18 protein-coding genes and 1 tRNA gene are annotated in these 17887 nt (G+C 67.2%); 15 read left to right on the top strand and 4 right to left on the bottom strand.

What is annotated here, in order from left to right; genetic code table 11:
* Window positions 1-10: 10 nt before the first annotated feature.
* From A5624_RS09185 to A5624_RS09175, 3 genes are all read left to right on the top strand, one after another.
* A tRNA-Ala gene (locus A5624_RS09185) sits at window positions 11-86 on the top strand.
* Between the two features lie 46 nt (window positions 87-132).
* Window positions 133-429 (top strand): hypothetical protein, encoded by a 297-nt coding sequence (locus tag A5624_RS09180; RefSeq protein ID WP_066864893.1) that lies wholly within the window; start codon window positions 133-135, stop codon window positions 427-429.
* Window positions 430-567: 138 nt separating this feature from the next.
* Complete coding sequence (locus A5624_RS09175) at window positions 568-2697, top strand: hypothetical protein (protein WP_066864890.1); 2130 nt, start codon at window positions 568-570, stop codon at window positions 2695-2697.
* A 20-nt stretch (window positions 2698-2717) separates the two neighbouring features.
* Here the strand turns inward: A5624_RS09175 and A5624_RS09170 are convergent, their stop codons facing one another.
* Window positions 2718-2933: a hypothetical protein gene (locus A5624_RS09170; protein ID WP_066864887.1), complete on the bottom strand. Its 216-nt coding sequence runs from the start codon at window positions 2931-2933 to the stop codon at window positions 2718-2720.
* A gap of 298 nt (window positions 2934-3231) precedes the next feature.
* On the opposite strand from A5624_RS09170, the gene A5624_RS09165 reads away from it, so the two are divergent.
* The gene (locus tag A5624_RS09165) at window positions 3232-3426 is read left to right on the top strand and encodes a long chain fatty acid-CoA synthetase Faa4p (protein WP_066865232.1); all 195 of its coding nucleotides are present in this window, start codon (window positions 3232-3234) and stop codon (window positions 3424-3426) included.
* A 4-nt stretch (window positions 3427-3430) separates the two neighbouring features.
* Here A5624_RS09165 and A5624_RS09160 read toward each other — a convergent pair whose 3' ends face one another.
* Complete coding sequence (locus A5624_RS09160; RefSeq protein WP_066864884.1) at window positions 3431-4834, bottom strand: aldehyde dehydrogenase; 1404 nt, start codon at window positions 4832-4834, stop codon at window positions 3431-3433.
* Between the two features lie 185 nt (window positions 4835-5019).
* Here A5624_RS09160 and A5624_RS09155 point away from each other — a divergent pair, with 185 nt between their 5' ends.
* The 10 genes from A5624_RS09155 to A5624_RS09110 all read left to right on the top strand — a co-directional run bounded on the left by A5624_RS09155 (window position 5020) and on the right by A5624_RS09110 (window position 13311).
* The gene (locus tag A5624_RS09155) at window positions 5020-6288 is read left to right on the top strand and encodes an aromatic ring-hydroxylating dioxygenase subunit alpha (protein ID WP_066864881.1); all 1269 of its coding nucleotides are present in this window, start codon (window positions 5020-5022) and stop codon (window positions 6286-6288) included.
* Entirely contained in the window at window positions 6285-6620 is a 336-nt protein-coding gene (locus tag A5624_RS09150) for a hypothetical protein (protein WP_197499536.1), read from the top strand. Before A5624_RS09155 ends, A5624_RS09150 begins: the two co-directional genes overlap by 4 nt.
* Entirely contained in the window at window positions 6617-7864 is a 1248-nt protein-coding gene (locus tag A5624_RS09145) for an amidohydrolase family protein (RefSeq protein ID WP_066864878.1), read from the top strand. Before A5624_RS09150 ends, A5624_RS09145 begins: the two co-directional genes overlap by 4 nt.
* 11 nt (window positions 7865-7875) lie before the next feature.
* Complete coding sequence (locus A5624_RS09140) at window positions 7876-8328, top strand: MarR family winged helix-turn-helix transcriptional regulator (RefSeq protein ID WP_066864875.1); 453 nt, start codon at window positions 7876-7878, stop codon at window positions 8326-8328.
* Window positions 8329-8405: 77 nt separating this feature from the next.
* Window positions 8406-9494 carry a ferredoxin--NADP reductase gene (locus A5624_RS09135; protein ID WP_082990522.1) on the top strand — a complete coding sequence of 363 codons (1089 nt, stop codon included), beginning with the start codon at window positions 8406-8408 and terminating at the stop codon, window positions 9492-9494.
* 22 nt (window positions 9495-9516) lie between these two features.
* Complete coding sequence (locus A5624_RS09130) at window positions 9517-10260, top strand: SDR family NAD(P)-dependent oxidoreductase (RefSeq protein WP_066864872.1); 744 nt, start codon at window positions 9517-9519, stop codon at window positions 10258-10260.
* Window positions 10261-10273: 13 nt separating this feature from the next.
* A complete protein-coding gene (locus A5624_RS09125; protein WP_066864869.1) occupies window positions 10274-11536 on the top strand; it encodes an aromatic ring-hydroxylating dioxygenase subunit alpha in 1263 nt (420 codons plus the stop codon).
* Window positions 11533-11871, top strand: coding sequence for a hypothetical protein (locus A5624_RS09120; protein ID WP_066864865.1), 339 nt, complete (start codon window positions 11533-11535; stop codon window positions 11869-11871). The genes A5624_RS09125 and A5624_RS09120 overlap by 4 nt, the downstream gene beginning before the upstream one ends.
* Window positions 11872-11912: 41 nt before the next feature.
* On the top strand, window positions 11913-12758 hold the full coding sequence (locus A5624_RS09115) for a TauD/TfdA family dioxygenase (RefSeq protein ID WP_066864862.1): 846 nt from the start codon (window positions 11913-11915) through the stop codon (window positions 12756-12758).
* Between the two features lies 1 nt (window position 12759).
* Window positions 12760-13311: a carboxymuconolactone decarboxylase family protein gene (locus tag A5624_RS09110; RefSeq protein WP_066864859.1), complete on the top strand. Its 552-nt coding sequence runs from the start codon at window positions 12760-12762 to the stop codon at window positions 13309-13311.
* Between the two features lie 13 nt (window positions 13312-13324).
* Here the strand turns inward: A5624_RS09110 and A5624_RS09105 are convergent, their stop codons facing one another.
* Window positions 13325-13516: a ferredoxin gene (locus A5624_RS09105; RefSeq protein ID WP_066864855.1), complete on the bottom strand. Its 192-nt coding sequence runs from the start codon at window positions 13514-13516 to the stop codon at window positions 13325-13327.
* Between the two features lie 164 nt (window positions 13517-13680).
* Here A5624_RS09105 and A5624_RS09100 point away from each other — a divergent pair, with 164 nt between their 5' ends.
* On the top strand, window positions 13681-14961 hold the full coding sequence (locus tag A5624_RS09100) for an enolase C-terminal domain-like protein (protein ID WP_066864852.1): 1281 nt from the start codon (window positions 13681-13683) through the stop codon (window positions 14959-14961).
* A 5-nt stretch (window positions 14962-14966) separates the two neighbouring features.
* On the opposite strand, the gene A5624_RS09095 is transcribed toward A5624_RS09100, so the two are convergent.
* Window positions 14967-17849 carry an ATP-binding cassette domain-containing protein gene (locus A5624_RS09095; RefSeq protein WP_066864849.1) on the bottom strand — a complete coding sequence of 961 codons (2883 nt, stop codon included), beginning with the start codon at window positions 17847-17849 and terminating at the stop codon, window positions 14967-14969.
* Window positions 17850-17887: the final 38 nt, after the last annotated feature.

The raw sequence follows: 17887 nt of genomic DNA, 5'->3' as shown, positions 1-17887 counted from the left end.
ACGACTTCTCGGGGCTATGGCGCAGCTGGTAGCGCACCACACTGGCAGTGTGGGGGTCAGGGGTTCGAGTCCCCTTAGCTCCACCAATTGTTTGCTGATTATCGATCGTTATAGCTGGGTATCCAGCAAACCGTGCGTTGCATCCACGTCGTCGCGGTTGGCGTAGCGATTGGGGCCTCGATTGTCGGGCCGGCGGTGCTCACCGCGTCCGCGCACGCGGATTACAGCGGCTATCGCCGCTGCGTGGGAAAGATGACCGAGCCGATCGCGGGCCACGACCCCCAGAACCTGCAACTCGTCGGCGTCATTGAGCAGGATCTCGATTCCGGTGTCTCCCCGGCCGCGGAGGCCCAGCGAGTGGCGCACATGGGATTCGACCCGAGCTTTGCCAACGGCATCGTCCAGTGCGTGATTGAAGAACGTCCGTAGCCGAGTCCAGGCCAGGCTGCGAACGAATCATGGTCGAGCGCAACAGCTTTGGCGGTCGCCTTTTCTGGGTACAGCATGCACGAGCCGACTTGAGCCCACCGGTCGGGCACCATGGGTCCCGAGGGACGGAGTTATCACATGCATCGCCCCGACACGATCATCGAGATCCATCGCGAACGCGTGCAGGATCAAACGGCCGAGATGTTCAGCGGCGACAAGTACACGCAGTCCGTCGACGGCGCCGGCTACTCGGCGACGGCCACCCTCGACCTCACCCTGGACCGCGTCTGGTTCATCCTCGACGCCCGTGGGCGGCTGTGGCAGGAGGAAGCTGACGGTGCATCCCGCGACCCGCTGCGGCACTTCGCGATAGACCTGGTGATTTTCGATTCGAAGATCGTCATCGACTCGGTCACCTGCATCCCGCTGGTATCGCTGCCCCCGGCCACGGTCACCATCCCGGATGGCCCGCGTGCCGGAGAATCGCGCGAGATTGCGTACAACGAGATTCCGTTGTTCGGGCGGTTGACGATTCACGATCAGCTCGAGCCGCACCAGCTAGAGCCGGGCAAGCAGACGATCGCACTGAACTTCACCGCCCAGGACGCGCCCGCGCTGGTGGCACACCCATTGCCCGACGGGCACGCCGGGTGGCTGTTCGGCCCGCACGTCGAACGCCGTGCGGACGGGATCACGGTCTTCGCCGGGCAGGATCCGCGGATCAGCTGGGAACTCGACTATGCCGAGGCGCACTGGATCACCCACAGCATCGCCGGTGAGCTGATGGTGAACCTGGAGAAGCTGCAGCACCCCGGCCTCTCCGACGAAGAAGCCAGGACCAGGGTGCTCGACTCGCTGGCCGCCCAGATCGCCGATGCGGTCCGCCCGCAGCTGGAGGCGATGGGCGACAAGGGGATTCAGACGTTGCTGCCGACGCCGGTGGACGTCGACCCCGAGGCGCAAGACGACAGTACGGTCAAGGAACTCGACGCCATTGTGCAGCGCTTCGACGTCGGCGAGGCGACCGAGGAATCCATGGTGGTGCAGCTGCAGACGCTGCGCGATTTGCCGCCCGGCGAAGAGCTGCCCCCGTCCATTCTCGCCGAAAACCCATGTGAGCGAGCGGCTTTGGCCGCTACCGGGTGGAGCATTCTGCGGCAGGTCCGGGACACGGTGATGAAGAGTTTCGATCTCGACGAGGGCGACTTCGACCCCGATGCGCCGTGCGCGCTGGCGGGTCCGAAGACCATCAGCATCGGCGGGCAAGACCGAAGCCTGGATGCCCTCGACGCCGACATCGTGCCGCGAACCGGGGATGGCCGGTTGGTCGTGGACGGCACCGTGAGCGCCGAGACCGCGCTCTATGACTTCAACGCCACCTTCAAGGTGACCTACGAGATGGGCCTCGGCGACATCCCCCGCGACCCGAAGGACAATGAGCTGCTGCGCGAGGATGTCGACACCATCGAGCTTCTCGAAGAGACGCTGAAACTGGCGGGTGCGAGGAAGCGCGCCGGCCACCTCGGCGCCGAAGACTACGAGGCCGAAGTCAAGCGCGTCCGCGAGCGATTCGATCGGCTACCCCAGACCGTGGGGGTGCGACCGGCGCAGAACTCCGAGCCGGAGGTGAACGCCGACTTCAGCCTTACCGCGGCCGGCAAGGTGGCCACGGCCGCGGGGGCGGCGGCCGTCGTCGGGCTGCTCGCGCTGCCGGTGACCTGGGTAGCGGGGGCGGCCGGGGGGGGGGCCGCCGGCGCGGGCGGTCTGTTGACCGCCGCGATCGCGCAGTACCTCACCACCGTCCTGACCATCGACTGGTTCGGTACCGGCTTGGGTTCGCGTCAGGTCAAGAAATCGCTGAACGACCAACCCGAGGGCACATCGCTTCCCCCGATCGGGATGCCGATCGGCGTCGACCTCAATCGCCAACGCCTCGCGGTGTACTTCCGTCCGGTGCCGGCGAAATTGTGGATCGATTGCGTCATGGCCGATGCCGACGAGGACCGGGAAGCCGACGACGCGGGCATTCGCGTCGTCGGTGGCCGCTGGCCCAGCGACGGCCACCCGTGGCGGCTGTCGCACGATGACGCCGTGTTGTTCGTCGACGCCGACGAACTGGAGCTCTTCGTCGATCCGGCCGGCGCGGGCGGCCACGAGTTGCCGATTGGCGTCGACATCGGAGAGGGCGGGCGACGCCGACTGCGGGTGCACGGTGATCCCGGCGTACTGCGCCGGCTGGCGCACTGCGACGAGCGCGACTCACCGTAGCGAGACGGGATCCTCCGGGATCAGCAGAAGGCGGCGGCCGAGAACCATCCCCCGGCCACCAGCGCGATGAGGAGCGCCGCGGTGGTTTGCCCCATCATCGCGGCCGCGATGACGCCCACGATTGCGCAGATAAAGATGGTGACGGTCAGGAAGGCGACGAGCAGACGGTGTGAATTGACCGCCGCGCCGGTACGAGGCGCGATGACGGTTTTATGAGGACGATCCACGCCAACCATGAAATCTCCTTCGGTGTGACGCCCGCAACATGCCACGGCGAGATGTGGTCTACATCACATGATAGGCCTCCAGCCGTCGACCGCTCGGTTATCCGCACGGAACGTCGCGGCGGCATTACGATTCGTCGTTATCCACCTGAGACCGCCAATTAGGTTTTCGCCTCGATGCGGATTACTGTTGCCCGCGGTTCGTCCGCGACTCAGGAAAGCAGCCATGTCTGTTCAGCCCACTCTGCTGCGCCGCCAATCGTTGCGCGGCGCCCGCCGAACGCGGGTCGCTCCCCGCGTGAAGTGCCCGATGGTCGGCCAGTGCTTCGACATCGAAATCACTCGCGACGCGGATGGATGGATGATCCGGATTGCCGAGATCGGCAGGGCCACCCGCGCCAGCAGCCGGGCCACCGTGGAGCTGGCCGCCCGCGAGTCCATCGCGACCTGGACCGGCATCCCGATCGGATATGTCGCCGTTTACGTCGCCAGCGAGACCAGCTAGCTACCTAGCCGGCTTGGGCGACGGCGATTGATTTCGTATCCACGTAGCCGTCGAGACCTTCGGGGCCGAGTTCTCGGCCATAGCCGCTGCCTTTGACGCCGCCGAAGGGCGCGAACGGGTCCATGGTGTAGCCCTGGTTGATGCCGACGGTGCCGGTATGGATCCGCGCGGCGAGAGCGAGGGCCCGGTCGGTGTCGTTTCCCCACACCGATCCGGCCAGGCCGTAGTCCGAATCGTTGGCGATCGCCACCGCCTGGTCCTCGTCGCGGTAGGGGATGACGGTGATGACGGGGCCGAAGATCTCTTCCCGCGCGATCCGCATGGTGTTGTCGGCCGCCGCGAACAGGGTGGGCCGGACGTACCAGCCGCGGTCGAGCCCGTCGGGCCTGTCGGCGCCGCCGACGATCAGCCGTGCCCCCTCCTGCTGACCGACGTTGATGTAGTCGCGAACGCGCTGCTGCTGGCGACGGGAGACCAGGGGACCGAGCTGGGTATTGGGGTCGCCCGGATCGCCGACGCGAAGGCCGGACATCTCGGCGGCGAGCGCGTCGACATATTCGTCATGGCGCTCCTGCGGCACCAGGACGCGGGTGAGCGCGTTGCAGATCTGGCCGCTGTTGGACAGGCTGGCCGATCGCACGCCGGCGGCGACCTTGTCCGGTGCCGCGTCGTCGAGGACCAGCGCCGCGGACTTCCCGCCGAGTTCGAGGCTGACCTTGGTGAGGTTGGCCGCGCAAGCGGCGGCGACGGCGCGGCCCGCCGCGGTGGAGCCGGTGAACGACACCTTGTCCACTCCGCGGTGGGCGACCAGGTAGGCGCCGAGGCTCGCATCGCCGGGCAGCACGCTGACCACACCGGGCGGCAGGCCGGCCTCGTCGATCATCTCGGCCAAAAGCAGGGCGTCCAACGGGCTTTCGGGCGCGGGCTTGAGCACGACGGTGCAGCCGGCCAGCAGCGCCGGCACCAGCTTGGTGACGATGAGGAACTGGGGCATGTTCCACGGCACGATCGCGGCGACGACGCCGACGGGCTCCTTGCGGACCAGCACGTCGCTGCCGAAGAACCCGGTCCTGGTCTCCTGCCACTGATGCCGCTCGGCCAGGTCGCAGAACGCGCGGATCATGAACGCGGGCAGGCCGACCTGGGCGCGCTGGGCGAAGCTGATCGGCGCACCGATCTCGGCGGTGATGATGTCGGCCATCTCGCCGCGGCGCCCGTCGTAGATGTCGGCCAGCCGCCGGATCGCGGCGATCCGGTCCGACGGTTCGCTGTGGCCCCAGGGCGCCGAGGTCAAGGCCGCGCGCGCGGCGGTTACCGCGGCGTCGACGCCGTCGGATCCCGCCGCATCGACCTCGGCGATGGGTTCTTCGGTATGTGGTGAGATGACTTGCACGACGCTGCGGTCCATCCGTGCCTCCCGAGGCCATTATCAACTACTTGCTATTGATGGGGTCGAGGATATACCGTCGGCCGTGACGGAGCTCTCAGGGATCGGTGAAACCGGTGCGCAGGCGGTTGTTTCGCGCAGACAGTGCTGCGAGACGCGGCTGGGCGCCGACGGTTTGCCGAGATTGGACTGCTTAAGGAGCGATCATGGCTCGATTCCCCAAACCGCCGGAGGGCAGCTGGACCGAGCACTACCCGGAACTGGGCACCGACCCGGTGTCGTACCACGACTCCATCAGCCCGGAGATCTACGAGCTGGAGCGCGAGGCCATCTTCAAACGGGCCTGGCTCAATGTCGGTCGCGTGGAACAGCTTCCGCGTAAGGGTAGTTACCTCACCAGGGAGCTGAAGGTCGTCAACACGTCAATCATCTTGGTCCGCACCGCATCCGGTGACATCAAGGCCTACCACAACGTGTGCCGGCACCGCGGCAACAAGTTGGTGTGGAACGACATGCCGCAGGAAGAAACGAGCGGCGTGTGCCGGCAGTTCACCTGCAAATACCACGCGTGGCGCTACGACCTGAACGGCAACCTCACCTTCGTGCAGCAGGAGGAGGAGTTCTTCAACCTCGACAAGAGTCGCTACGGCCTGGTGCCGGTGCACTGCGAGGTCTGGGAAGGCTTCATCTTCGTCAACTTCGCCAAGAAACCCGAGCAGTCGTTGCGAGAGTTCTTGGGGCCCATGATCACCGGGCTGGAGGGTTACCCCTTCGACAAGATGACCTCCCGCTGGTATTACCGCTCGGAAGTCAAGGCGAACTGGAAGCTCTACATGGACGCGTTCCAGGAGTTCTATCACGCCCCGGTGTTGCATGCGAACCAGTCGCCGACCGCGTACTCAAAGGCGGCCGCCCAGGCGGGTTTTGAAGCCCCGCACTACCGGCTGGACGGGCCGCACCGGCTGGTCAGCACGTCGGGGGTGCGGGCCTGGGAAATGGCCGACGAGATGCGCAAGCCGATCGAGGACATCTGCCAGAGCGGACTGTTCGGGCCCTGGGACAAGCCCGATCTCGGGGCGATGCCCGCCGGGCTCAACCCCGCGAAATGCGACCCGTGGGGCCTGGACTCGTTCCAGCTGTTCCCCAACTTCGTCATCCTGTTCTGGGGTCAGGGCTGGTATTTGACCTATCACTACTGGCCGACGTCGTACAACAGCCACCTTTTCGAAGGAACGCTGTACTTCCCGGCGCCGCGTACCCCGCGCGAGCGGGTCGCTCAGGAATTGGCGGCCGTGTCGTTCAAGGAATACGGGTTGCAGGACGCCAACACCCTGGAGGCGACGCAGACGATGCTCGAATCTCAGGTGATCGACGAGTTCCTGCTGTGCGACCAGGAGGTGCTGATCCGTCACCTGCATAAGGAGACGGCGGCCTGGATCGATGACTATCGCCGGACCTCGACGGCAGGAGTGTGAACACGATGTCGATGTTGCCCGCCGAGTTCGCCGACCTCGAACGGTTCGCCGAGTGGTGCCTGCCCAGCGAACCGGAACGCTACGCCAAGCGGCTGGCCAGCTCCATGACGGAAATGAAGGCCTTCTACGACGCGATCACCCCGCGTGCCGAAGAGGCGCTGGCGTTCTGCGACAAGTTCTCCCTCGACGACCTGCCCGACGACGTACAAAATTTGATGCATCTGCTGTATTCGATGATCATGGTGTCGTTCCCGGTGGAGTGCTGGAAACAGCCCCGCGTCCCCGATTCGGGTGCTTCGAGCCTGGACTGCGTGTCCGAGCCCGTTCCATGACCTGCGTGCTGCGGGCGGCGCGTTGGGCTGACGTCGTGACGGGTCAGATCCACACGCCGGCGGAGGTGGTGATCGATGGCGAACGCATCGCCGCGATCAATCCCCAAGAGCCGCTTGACGATTCGGCCACCATCGTCGATCTCGGCGACGTGACGCTGCTGCCCGGGCTGATGGACATGGAGCTCAACCTACTCATCGGCGGACCCGGCGGCCCCGAGGGACTGCCGTCGCCCATGCATGGCGTGCAGGACGACCCCGCGTATCGCACGCTGCGCGGCGCGGTCAACGCGCGCACCACGCTGGAGGCCGGGTTCACCACGGTGCGCAATCTCGGGCTGATGGTCAAGACCGGGGGATACCTGCTCGACGTGGCGCTGCAGCGCGCCATCGACCAGGGTTGGCACATCGGACCGCGCATCTATCCCGCCGGACACGCCGTCACCCCGTACGGCGGGCACCTGGACCCGACGGTCTTCCAGCGGTTGGCCCCCGGGGTCATGCCGCTCTCGGTCGCCGAAGGCATCGCCAATGGGGTGCCGGACGTGATCGCTTGCGTGCGTTACCAAATCCGGCACGGCGCCAAGCTGATCAAGGTGTCCGCCTCGGGCGGGGTGATGTCACACAGCACCGCGCCGGGTGCCCAGCAGTACTCCGATGCCGAGTTCGCCGCCATCGCCGACGAGGCCCACCGGGCCGGGGTGCGGGTGGCCGCGCACGCCGTGGGGGACAGCGCAATTCAAGCGTGCATTCGCGCCGGGATCGACTGCATCGAACACGGATTTCTGGCCAGTGACGAGACCATCCAGATGATGGTCGATCACGGCACATTCCTGGTCTCGACCACGTATTTGACCGACGCCATGGCCATCGATCGGATCGCACCCGAGCTTCGCAAGAAGGCGCTCGAGGTGTTCCCGCGGGCAAAGTCGATGCTGCCCAAGGCGATCGAGGCCGGGGTGCGGATCGCCTGCGGCACCGATGCGCCGGCCATCCCGCATGGCCACAACGCCAAGGAACTGGGCGCGCTGGTCGAACGGGGCATGACGCCGGCGCAAGCGATCCACGCGGCCACCGTGGTGGCAGCCGAGCTGATCGAGGCGGACGACGAGTTGGGCAAGCTGGCGCCCGGTTATCTGGCTGACATCATCGCCGTCCCCGGCAACCCCTTCGACGACATCGCCACCACCCTCGACGTCCGCTTTGTCATGAAAAGCGGGCAGATCTACAAGACCCCCGCGACGTAACGGAGGCGGGCATGGAACTCACCGACAACATCCTGTGGCTGCTCAAACAGGCCTTCTACTATTCGCTGACCACCATCAACGAGGCGATGCGCGAACACGGCGTGAGCACCGCGCAGATCGGCGTGCTGCGCCAACTGGCCAACGAACCCGGCTTGTCCGGCGCCGAGCTCGCGCGGCGGCTGCTGATCAGCCCGCAGGGCGTCCAGCTCGCGCTCACCGCCCTGGAACGCCGCGGCCTGGTGGAAAGAAAGCAGGATCCCCAGCACGCGCGCATCCTGCGGGCCTACCTCACCGGCGAGGGCCGCAAGGTCGCCGAAACGGTGGTGAACGACGCGATCGCCGCCCATCAGGAGGTGTTCGGCGTGCTGACCGAGCAGGAGCAACGGACCCTGCGTGAATTGCTGGGCCGGGTGGTCGAAAAGGGCACCGGCCACGAACTGTTCAACGACCACGTCGAGGGCTGACCGCCCGTGGGCAGCGACGGGCTGCGCCTGTATCTAGTACTTGAGACCAATCGCAAGTAGTTGATACTCTGGCCGGGATGGGTGAAATCCGCGCGACCACAACCGCCGGTTCGGCGACCGCGACCGACGCCGGGGGCGCCGGTGTCGGCATCGCCGCGTCGCCGGATGGCTTTGTGCCACTGCGGATCAAGCGCGTGGTTCGCGAGACCCGCGACGCCGTGTCGATCGTTCTCGATGTCCCACCGGGCAGCGCGGAACAGTTCGGGTACCAGGCCGGACAGTTTCTGACGCTGCTGGTCACCGTCGACGGACGCGAGCATCGACGGTGTTATTCGATGTCGTCGTTACCGGACGAAGACCTGCAGATCACCGTCAAACGCGACCGAGACGGTGTGGTGTCGAACTGGCTCAATGACACGGCCGCAGCCGGCGACCGGCTGCCCGCCCTGCCGCCGCAGGGTCGCTTCGTGTTGCGCGAGACCGACCGAGATCTGATCGCCTTCGCCGGGGGAAGTGGCATCACGCCGGTGTTTTCGCTGCTGCGGACGGCCCTGATGTCGGGCACCCGCGCCACGCGACTGTTCTACGCCAACCGCAGCCGCGACGCGGTGATCTTCGACGAGGCCTTGGCGTCGCTGGCCGCGCGGCACGCCGATCGTTTCGTCCTGCACCACCACCTCGACGACCACACCGGCTTCGTCACCCGAGCGGAGATCGAGGCGTTCGTCCGCGATCCCGGCGACGCCGAGGTATACATCTGCGGGCCCAACGAGTTCATGGAGATTGTGCGAACCGCCGTGTGCGCGGCCGGCGTGCCGGCGGATCGCCTGCACATCGAGCATTTCGACGTCGACGACGTGGCCGCGGCGGCGCCCCCGGACACCGAGGTGGTGACCGACGAGGTCACCATCGTGCTGGACGGATCGACGACGACCGCGCCGTACCACTCGGGCAACACGTTGCTGCAGACGGCCCGCATGGCCGGGCTGCGCGCGCCGTCGTCGTGTGAGATCGGTTCGTGCGGAACGTGTATGGGCCGCCTGACCCACGGCAGCGCCCGGATGATCAACAACGACGCCCTCGATCCGGACGAGGTCGAGGAGGGCTGGGTGCTGACGTGTCAGGCCCTGCCCACCAGCCCCACGGTGCGGGTGGTCTACGAGTGAGGGAAAGGGTGGAGCGGAGTCGATGACCAGGGTGGCGGTGGTGACCGGAGGCGCCTCGGGTATGGGCGAAGCGACGTGCCATGAATTGGGTCGGCGCGGACTCAAGGTCGCGGTCCTCGATGTCAACGAGCATGCCGCACAACGCGTCACCGACGATCTGCGCGCCGACGGTGTGACCGCGCTGGGGGTGGGTGCCGACGTGACCGATCGGTCCGCCGTGGAGCAGGCGTTTGCGAAGGTGCGCAGCGAGCTGGGCCCGGTGACGGTCCTGGTGACCAGTGCCGGCATGTTCGACTTCTCGCCGTTCTTGGAGATCAGCGCCGAAACCTGGTCGCGGATCATCGATGTCAATCTCACCGGCACCTTTCACTGCTGCCAGGTCGCGCTGCCGGACATGGTGGAGGCGCGCTGGGGCAGGATCGTGATGATCTCGTCGTCGAGCGCCCAGCGGGGCTCGCCGTTCGCCGCCCACTACGCGGCGTCCAAAGGCGCGGTGATCACCTTGACCAAGTCGTTGGCCCGTGAATATGCGCCGCACGGGATCACGGTGAACAACATTCCGCCCTCGGGCATCGAAACCCCGATGCAGCACCAGGGCCAGGCCGCCGGATACCTGCCGTCCAACGAGCAAATCGCCAGCAACATCCCGTTGGGTTACCTCGGCACCGGCGCCGATATCGCCGCGGCCGTGGGATTCCTGTGTTCGGAAGAAGCCAGGTACATCACCGGCCAGGTTTTGGGCGTCAACGGCGGAGCGGTGATGTGATTGTGAGGATTCGATGACCAGAGCAGGCAGGCCCCCGGAGGGCTCCTGGACCGAGCACTATCCCGAATTGGGAACGGGGCCCGTGTCTTTCAAGGACTCGACGTCGCAAGAGTTCTACGAACTCGAGCGCGAGGCGATCTTCAAACGGGCATGGCTCAACCTCGCGCGGGTGGAGGAGTTGCCGCGTGTCGGCAGCTACCTGACCAAGGAGATCGAAGTCGTCGGCGTCTCGGTGATCCTGGTCAAGGGCAAGGACGAGCGCATCCGGGCGTTCTACAACGTGTGCCGGCACCGCGGAAACAAGCTGGTGTGGAACGACTTTCCCGGCGAGGAGACGCGCGGGACGTGTCGGCAGTTCACCTGCAAGTACCACGGCTGGCGCTACGACCTGCAGGGCGCCTTGAAGTTCGTCCAGCAGGAATCGGAGTTCTTCGACCTGGACCCCGCGCAGTACGGGTTGCGGCCGGTGCACTGCGACGTGTGGAACGGCTTCGTCTTCATCAACTTCGACCCCGAACCCCGCCAGAGCCTGCGGGAGTTCCTCGGTCCGATGATCACCGGCCTCGACGGTTACCCGTTCGACAAGTTGACCGAGCGCTACGACTGGGTGGCGCACAACAACAGCAACTGGAAGATCTTCGCCGACGCCTTCCAGGAGTACTACCACGTGCCCTCGCTGCATTCACAGCAGGTCCCCTCCGAGGTGCGCGACCCCAACGCCGGATTCACTTGCGGGCACTTCCAACTCGACGGCCCGCACCGGTTGGTCTCCACGGCCGGGCGGCGGCGCTGGCTGCTGCCGCCGGAATACATGTATCCGATCGAGCGGGCGACCCGCAGCGGACTGGTGGGACCGTGGCGAACCCCCGACATCGGCGAACTGCCGGCCGGACTCAACCCCGGCGGGATCGAGCCCTGGGGCATCAGCAATTTCCAGATCTTCCCGAACAGCGAGATCCTGATCTATGGCGGGTGGTATCTGCTGTACCGGTACTGGCCCACCTCGCACAACACGCATCGATTCGAGGCCTACACCTACTTCCATCCGGCGCGAACCGTGCGGGAGCGCATCGAGCACGAGGTCGCCTCGGTGGTGCTGAAAGAGTTTGCGCTGCAAGACGCCGGGATGCTCGGCGGGACGCAGGCGGCACTCGAGTACGGGGTCGTCGACGACTTCCCGCTCAACGATCAAGAGATCCTGGTGCGCCACCTGCACAAGGTCGTGGTCGACTGGGTCGACGCCTATCGCCGCGAACGGGATTCGGTGGGGGTGTGACCATGCCTGTCAAGTTGCCCAGCGCCTTCGCCGAGCTGGAGGGCCATGCCGAAACATGGTGCCTGGCAACCGAAACCGAACGCTGGAACGCCCGGGTCAACTCGTCGATGCCCGAACTGCGCGAATTTTACGACGCGTTCTTCCCCCGGCTCGAAGAGGCGATCGACTACTGCGACAAGTTTCCCCTGGACAACGTGCCCGACGACGCGCTGAACCTGTTGCACATGATCTATTCGCTGATCATGGTCGCCATGGCGGTGGAGATCATGCATCAACCCGCCCCGGTCGACGCCGCCGACGCGGTGATGATCCGCACCGGTGGCCCGGTGCCCTGAGCTTTCCGCCGTCAGACATCCCTTCATCGAAAGGAGCGACGATGAGTCTGCTCACCATCACCAAGCTCACCGAATCCGTCGGTGCCGAAGTCGCGGGCCTGGAGCCGGCCGCGCTGGCGGGCGACGACTCGGTGGGTGCAGCCGTCCTGGACGCGTTGGAGGACAACGGCGTTCTGGTGTTCCGCGGCCTGCAGCTCGACCCGGCGGCCCAGGTCGAGTTCTGCCGCCGCCTCGGCTCGATCGACCACTCGTCCGACGGTCACCACCCGGTGGCCGGCATCTATCCGATCACCTTGGACAAGTCCAAGAATGCCTCGGCCGCCTACTTGAAGGCCACCTTCGATTGGCACATCGACGGCTGCACACCGCTGGGTGACGAATGCCCGCAGAAGGCCACCGTGTTGACAGCCGTCCAGGTCGCCGAGTGGGGCGGCGAAACGGAGTTCGCCAACTCCTACGCCGCCTACGACGCCCTGACCGAGGACGAGAAGGAGCGGTTCGGCACGCTGCGTGTGGTGCACTCGCTGGAAGCGTCCCAGCGCCGCGTCTACCCCGACCCCTCCCCGGAACAGGTGCAGCGCTGGCGGTCCCGGCGCACGCACGAACATCCGCTGGTGTGGACTCACCGCAGCGGCCGCAAATCGCTGGTGCTGGGCGCCTCCGCGGACTACGTCGTCGGCATGGATCTCGACGAGGGACGCGCCCTGCTGGACGAGTTGCTCGAGCGCGCAACGGTGCCCGACAAGGTGTACAGCCACAGCTGGTCGGTCGGCGACACCGTGATCTGGGACAACCGCGGGGTGCTGCACCGCGCGGCCCCCTACGACCCGGACTCACAACGCGAAATGCTGCGCACCACCGTGCTCGGCGACGAACCGATCCAATAGCATGACCGCGTCCGACGGACATCCACTGCGCCTGTCACCGTTACCCGCCGACGAGTGGGACGAGGGCGCGCGCACGGCGCTGGCGTCCCTGATCCCGGCCGAGCGGGCGAATCCCGTTGGCGCGGGCAATGTTCTGTCGACCATGGTCCGTCATCCCGAGCTGACCGCGGCCTACCTGCCGTTCAACGCCTACCTGCTCGCGCGGTCGACGCTGTCGCCCCGCGTGCGAGAAGTCGCGCTGCTGCGCGTGGTACATCGCAGCAACTGCGGCTACTTGTGGTCACACCACGTCCCGATCGCCCTGCGCGCCGGCCTGACCGAATCCGAGATCGACGGCATCCGATCCGGGCACTGCGCCGATCGGACGGACCAGGCCGTGATCCGGGCCGTCGACGATCTCACCGCCGACAGCACGATCAGCCAGGCAACCTGGGATCTGTTGTGCGAGTTGTTCACCCAGCAGCAGTGCATGGACCTGACCTTCACCATCGGCGGCTACCTCTTACTGGCCTTGGCGGTCAACACCTTCGGCGTCCAGGAGGAGCACGGCTAGACCTGGTCGCCCGCTAGTCCTCGCGGGACAGGGCGGCGCGCGGGCATTCGGCGATCGCCCGCTCGACCAACGCCTCCTGCTCGACGGGCACCGGATCGGCGGTGACCACCGCGTAGTCGTCATCGTCGAGCCGGAAGACATCCGGCGCGATGTTCACGCAGTAGGCATTGCCTTCGCACCGATCAAGGTTCACTACCGGCCGCATGAAGATCCTCCTTCTCCGATCGAGAGCTCGGAGTTTTTACAGTACAACTTGTGTAAACGCTAGCTTAGGGCGGCCGGGCGGGAAACGGCCTCCGATTCGCGACTTCTCAGTGACCTCTCAGTGCCGCGGCCTTAGGCTGGAACCCTGGGTCCGGGAGGTCGACGATGAAGATCGCATCCGTCATCGCCCGCCAACTGCTGGACTGCAAAGCCCGGCCCCTTCTGGAAGTCGAAATCACCACCGACACCGGCTTTGTCGGCCGCGGCGCAGCTCCGACCGGCAGTTCGGTGGGGTCGCACGAGGCGTACGTCCTACGGGACGGGGACCGGACCAGATACAACGGCCTGAGCGTGCACCGCGCCATCGCCGCGGTGGACGACGAAATCGCCCCGGCCCTGATCGGCGCGGAGCTCGACGATCCGCGATCCCTGGACCGGGTGCTGATCGCGCTCGACGGCACACCGGACAAGCACCGGCTCGGCGGCAACGCGATCTACTCCACGTCGATCGCGCTGCTGCGCGCGGCCGCCGCCGCGGCGGGCACGTCCACCTATACCTACGTCGGCGAACTGCTCGGGCTCGAACCGCCCACCACCGTCCCGGTGCCCAGCTTCAACATGATCAATGGCGGGCACTACGGCGACGTCCGCCAGACGTTCAGCGAATTCCTGGTGGTGCCGTACCGCGCGGACTCGATCGAATCGGCGGTCGAAAGGGGGGTGAGTCTGTTCGAGACGCTCGGCGAGGTGCTCGCCGAGCGACTGGGCCGCGCGCCGATGCTGGCATCGTCGTACGGATACATCGCGCCGTCCAGTGACCCGCACGCCGTCATGGAGGTGCTGGCCGAGGCCGTCGAGCGCGCCGGCTGCGCCGACATCATGGCGTTCGCCCTGGACTGCGCGTCCAGTGAGGTGTACGACAGCGACTCTGCCACATACGCATTCAACGGTGAGCGGGTGACCGCGGAGGAGCTGATCGACTTCGCCCGCGCACTGTCCCAGGAGTTTCCGATGTTGTTCATCGAGGACCTGCTGGACGGCGACGACTGGGCGGGGTTCGCCAAAGCGGTGCAGACGGTGAACCGTTCGATCATCCTGGGCGACGACCTGATCGTCACCAACCGCGCCCGCCTGCAGCGGGCGGTCGAATCGTGCGCCGTGGACGGTTTCGTGCTGAAGCCTAACCAGGTCGGAACCATCGCCGAGGCGCTCGACTGCTTCGAATACGCCACGCGCAACGCCGTTTTGGCGATTCCCTCGGGCCGCTCGGGTGGCGTCATCGACGATGTCGTGATGGATCTGGCGGTGGGCCTGGCGGCACCGTTTCAAAAGAACGGCGCGCCGCGCTCGGGCGAGCGCATCGCAAAGCTCAACTTCCTGCTGCGCGCGGCCGAAGACATCCCGGATTGCGCGTTGGCGGACGTGCCGGCGTTGGCGAGGTTCTGAAAACGTCAGTGGCCGGCGACCAGGGCGAGTTCGGCGGCCACCGCGGTCCCGCACACCGCCAACACGATCGAAAGCGCCACCCAGTCGGCCCGTTTCGGGCGCGACGGGGCGGCCGAGATCTGGCCGGTGCCGCCGCGGGCGGTGATCGCATCGCCCATCTCGTCGGCGCGGCGCAGCGTCACCGTGATGACCGCGACGACCACGTCGATCACGTCCGCCGCCGGACGCCGCAGCCGGGCCCAGCGGGTCTGCGGGGGCTGTTTGGGCCGCAACCGGCGAGCGGCGAAGAGCACCCGAAATTCGTCGATGAGCATCGGAAAGGTGCGCAGCGCGAGCGCCAATGCCACCGACCAGTCGTCGACCGGGACCCGCACCGGCCGCAGGAAGCGGCCCAAAGTAGCCACCGCCGGGGCGATTTGGGCAACATTGGTCGTCCACGACACCAGGGCGCCCAGGGCGAGCAACACCACCGACAGCACGGTGATGCGCAGGAAGTCGAGCAGCCCGCCCAGGCCCAGCGACGCCGATCCCAGCCGGATGTACGGACTCCCGCCGGCGAATGCCGCGTTGGCGCCGACGATCACCAGCACGATCCACAGCCAGGGCGGCACGGACGGCAGCACGCCCCGCGGGATGCGGGCGAGCCGGATTCCCGTGGCCGCCAGGGCGGCGGTGAGCCCGATCGCGACCCAGCCGGGAAAGAACGTCAACAGCAACGAAATGCCGAATGCCACAAGCAATTTCGTCCCGGCCCACAGGTTGTGGATGGGGGAGGTGCCCGGCACCGGCCGCAGCAGCACGAAGGGTCGACGGCGGCCGGCCGGGTGCTGTGCCGGCGGGGCGGCGGCCACCGAATTGTGCTGCGCCGCGGCCGGCGACGGTTCCAGCGAACCGTCACGCAGGTGCAGGGTGCGTGGGCACAGCTCCTGAAGCCCGGCGAAGTCGTGCGAGATGACCACCACGGTCAGGCCGGTGTCACGGCGCCGCTGGGCCAGCAGCTGGACCAGGCCGCGCTGGCTGGCGGCATCCAGTCCCGCCAGCGGCTCGTCGAGGATCAACACCCGCGGCGACCGGGCGAGCAGTCCGGCCAGCACCACCCGACGCATCTGGCCGCCGCTGAGCTGGTCGATGCGCCGCTTGGCCAGCCCTGCGTCCAAGCCGACGGCCGCCAGCGCCGCGATCACCCGCGCGTCATCGGCGGGCGAAAACCCGGCCGCCGAGGCCACTTCCAGGTCCACCCGGCCGCGCATCAGTTGCAGCCGGGCCGCTTGGAATTGGATCGCGACCGCTCCGACCTGGTCGGCGGTCGGGCGTCCGTCCAGCAGGCAGGCGCCGGTGGCCGGCACGGTCAACCCGGCCATGATCCAGGCCAGGGTCGATTTGCCGGAACCGTTGCCGCCGTGGATCAACAGCCCGTCGCCCTCGTGCACCGCGAAGCTGACGTCGCGCAGCGCGGTCTGAGCCCAGGGCGTGCCGCTGGCGTATTCGTGTCCGACATGGACGAGTTCGAGCACCGGCGGGCTGGCGGGCCGTCCGTTCGTCACCGTCGGAGCCGGCGCGGTTGCGCTGCGGACCAGGTCGGCGTCGAGTGACGCGTCGCCGAGGTTGATTGCGCGGTCGGCGTATTCGGCCTCGTCGTTGTAGTGCGTGATGTGCACCAGGGTCGTCTGGTGGCGTTCGGTGAGGCCGGACAGGACGGCGAGCAACTGCTCCCGGCCCTGCCGGTCGACCATGCTGGTGACCTCGTCGGCGATCAGCAGCGCCGGCTCGCGCGCCAGGGCCGCGGCCACCGCCAGACGCTGCAGCTCCCCGCCGGACAGGCTGCCCGTGTCGCGGTCGGCCAGCGCACCCAAGCCGACCTCGCCGAGGAGCCGGGGGATGTCGGTGGTCTTGCCGGGCGGCAGTCCCCAGACCACGTCGTCGGCGACCCGCGTGCCCAGCACCTGGCTTTCCGGGTGCTGCATGATCACCGCGGTGCCGCCGAGCTCACCGAGCCCCACCGCCCCCGGGCGCTCGACGACGCCCGATGTCGGTTCGCGCCCGGCCAGGATCAACATCAGCGTGGTTTTCCCGGACCCGTTGGCGCCGGTGACCGCGATGTGCTCGCCCGTCCGCACGTCCAGGCTGACCGCACGCAACGCGTCGTGGTCGGCGTGCGGGTAGCGCAGCCGCACCCGCTCCAGGCGCACCGGGACCGGCCGGATCGGGCCGCCGCCGGCCGGCGCGTCCAGCTTGTGTACGTCGGGGATCCCGCGCAGTCGCTCCAGCACCCGGGACAGCGCCCACCAACCGACCAGCGAAGCACCCACGATGGCGAAGACGGCGTAGCCCAGCACGAGCCACTGCCAGTAGTGCAGCGCCTCGGCGAAGAACGCCTTGAACTGTTGCGCGGGCGCGCGCAACTGCGCCACCCGCGAGACGACCGTCACGGCACCGTCCACGGTGGCGCTGGCGGCGTGGAAGGCGAGCTGCCGGAAGCGGGTCAGGACGGTCAAGGCGGCGACCATGCCGGCGCCGACGACGACACCCGCGCCGAACGACACCGCGATCACGGTCGGTGTGCCGCGGCGGTGGCGCTTGACGGTTCCGGCCAGCCCACCGACATAGGCGCAGAGGGCGATCGCTCCCAGGCCGCTCAGCCCGACGACCAGAAAGCCGATCACACCGGCGGCGACCGTAGCGGCGATCAGAACGCGGATCCGGTAGCGGTAGGCCAGCAGCCCGGTCGGCACGCTGCCGAGCAGGCCCAGCCCCCCGCCATGGGGAAGGACGACCGCGATGATGGCGATCGCCGCGCACAACGCGCCCATCACCGATGCCTGCGCCAGCTCGCCGGGTCGCAGCGATCCGGCCCGCGTTTTCGGCATCGCAGCGCCGGGCGCCTTCACGACACGATTATGCCCGTCGTCGGCGGGGCGCCTGTGCG

Origin of the sequence: Mycobacterium sp. 1482292.6, assembly GCF_001672995.1 — a bacterium.
Lineage (GTDB): Bacteria > Actinomycetota > Actinomycetes > Mycobacteriales > Mycobacteriaceae > Mycobacterium > Mycobacterium europaeum_A.
The sequence above is the reverse complement of the archived record's forward strand: the minus strand, read 5'-3'. Positions and strand labels throughout refer to the sequence as shown.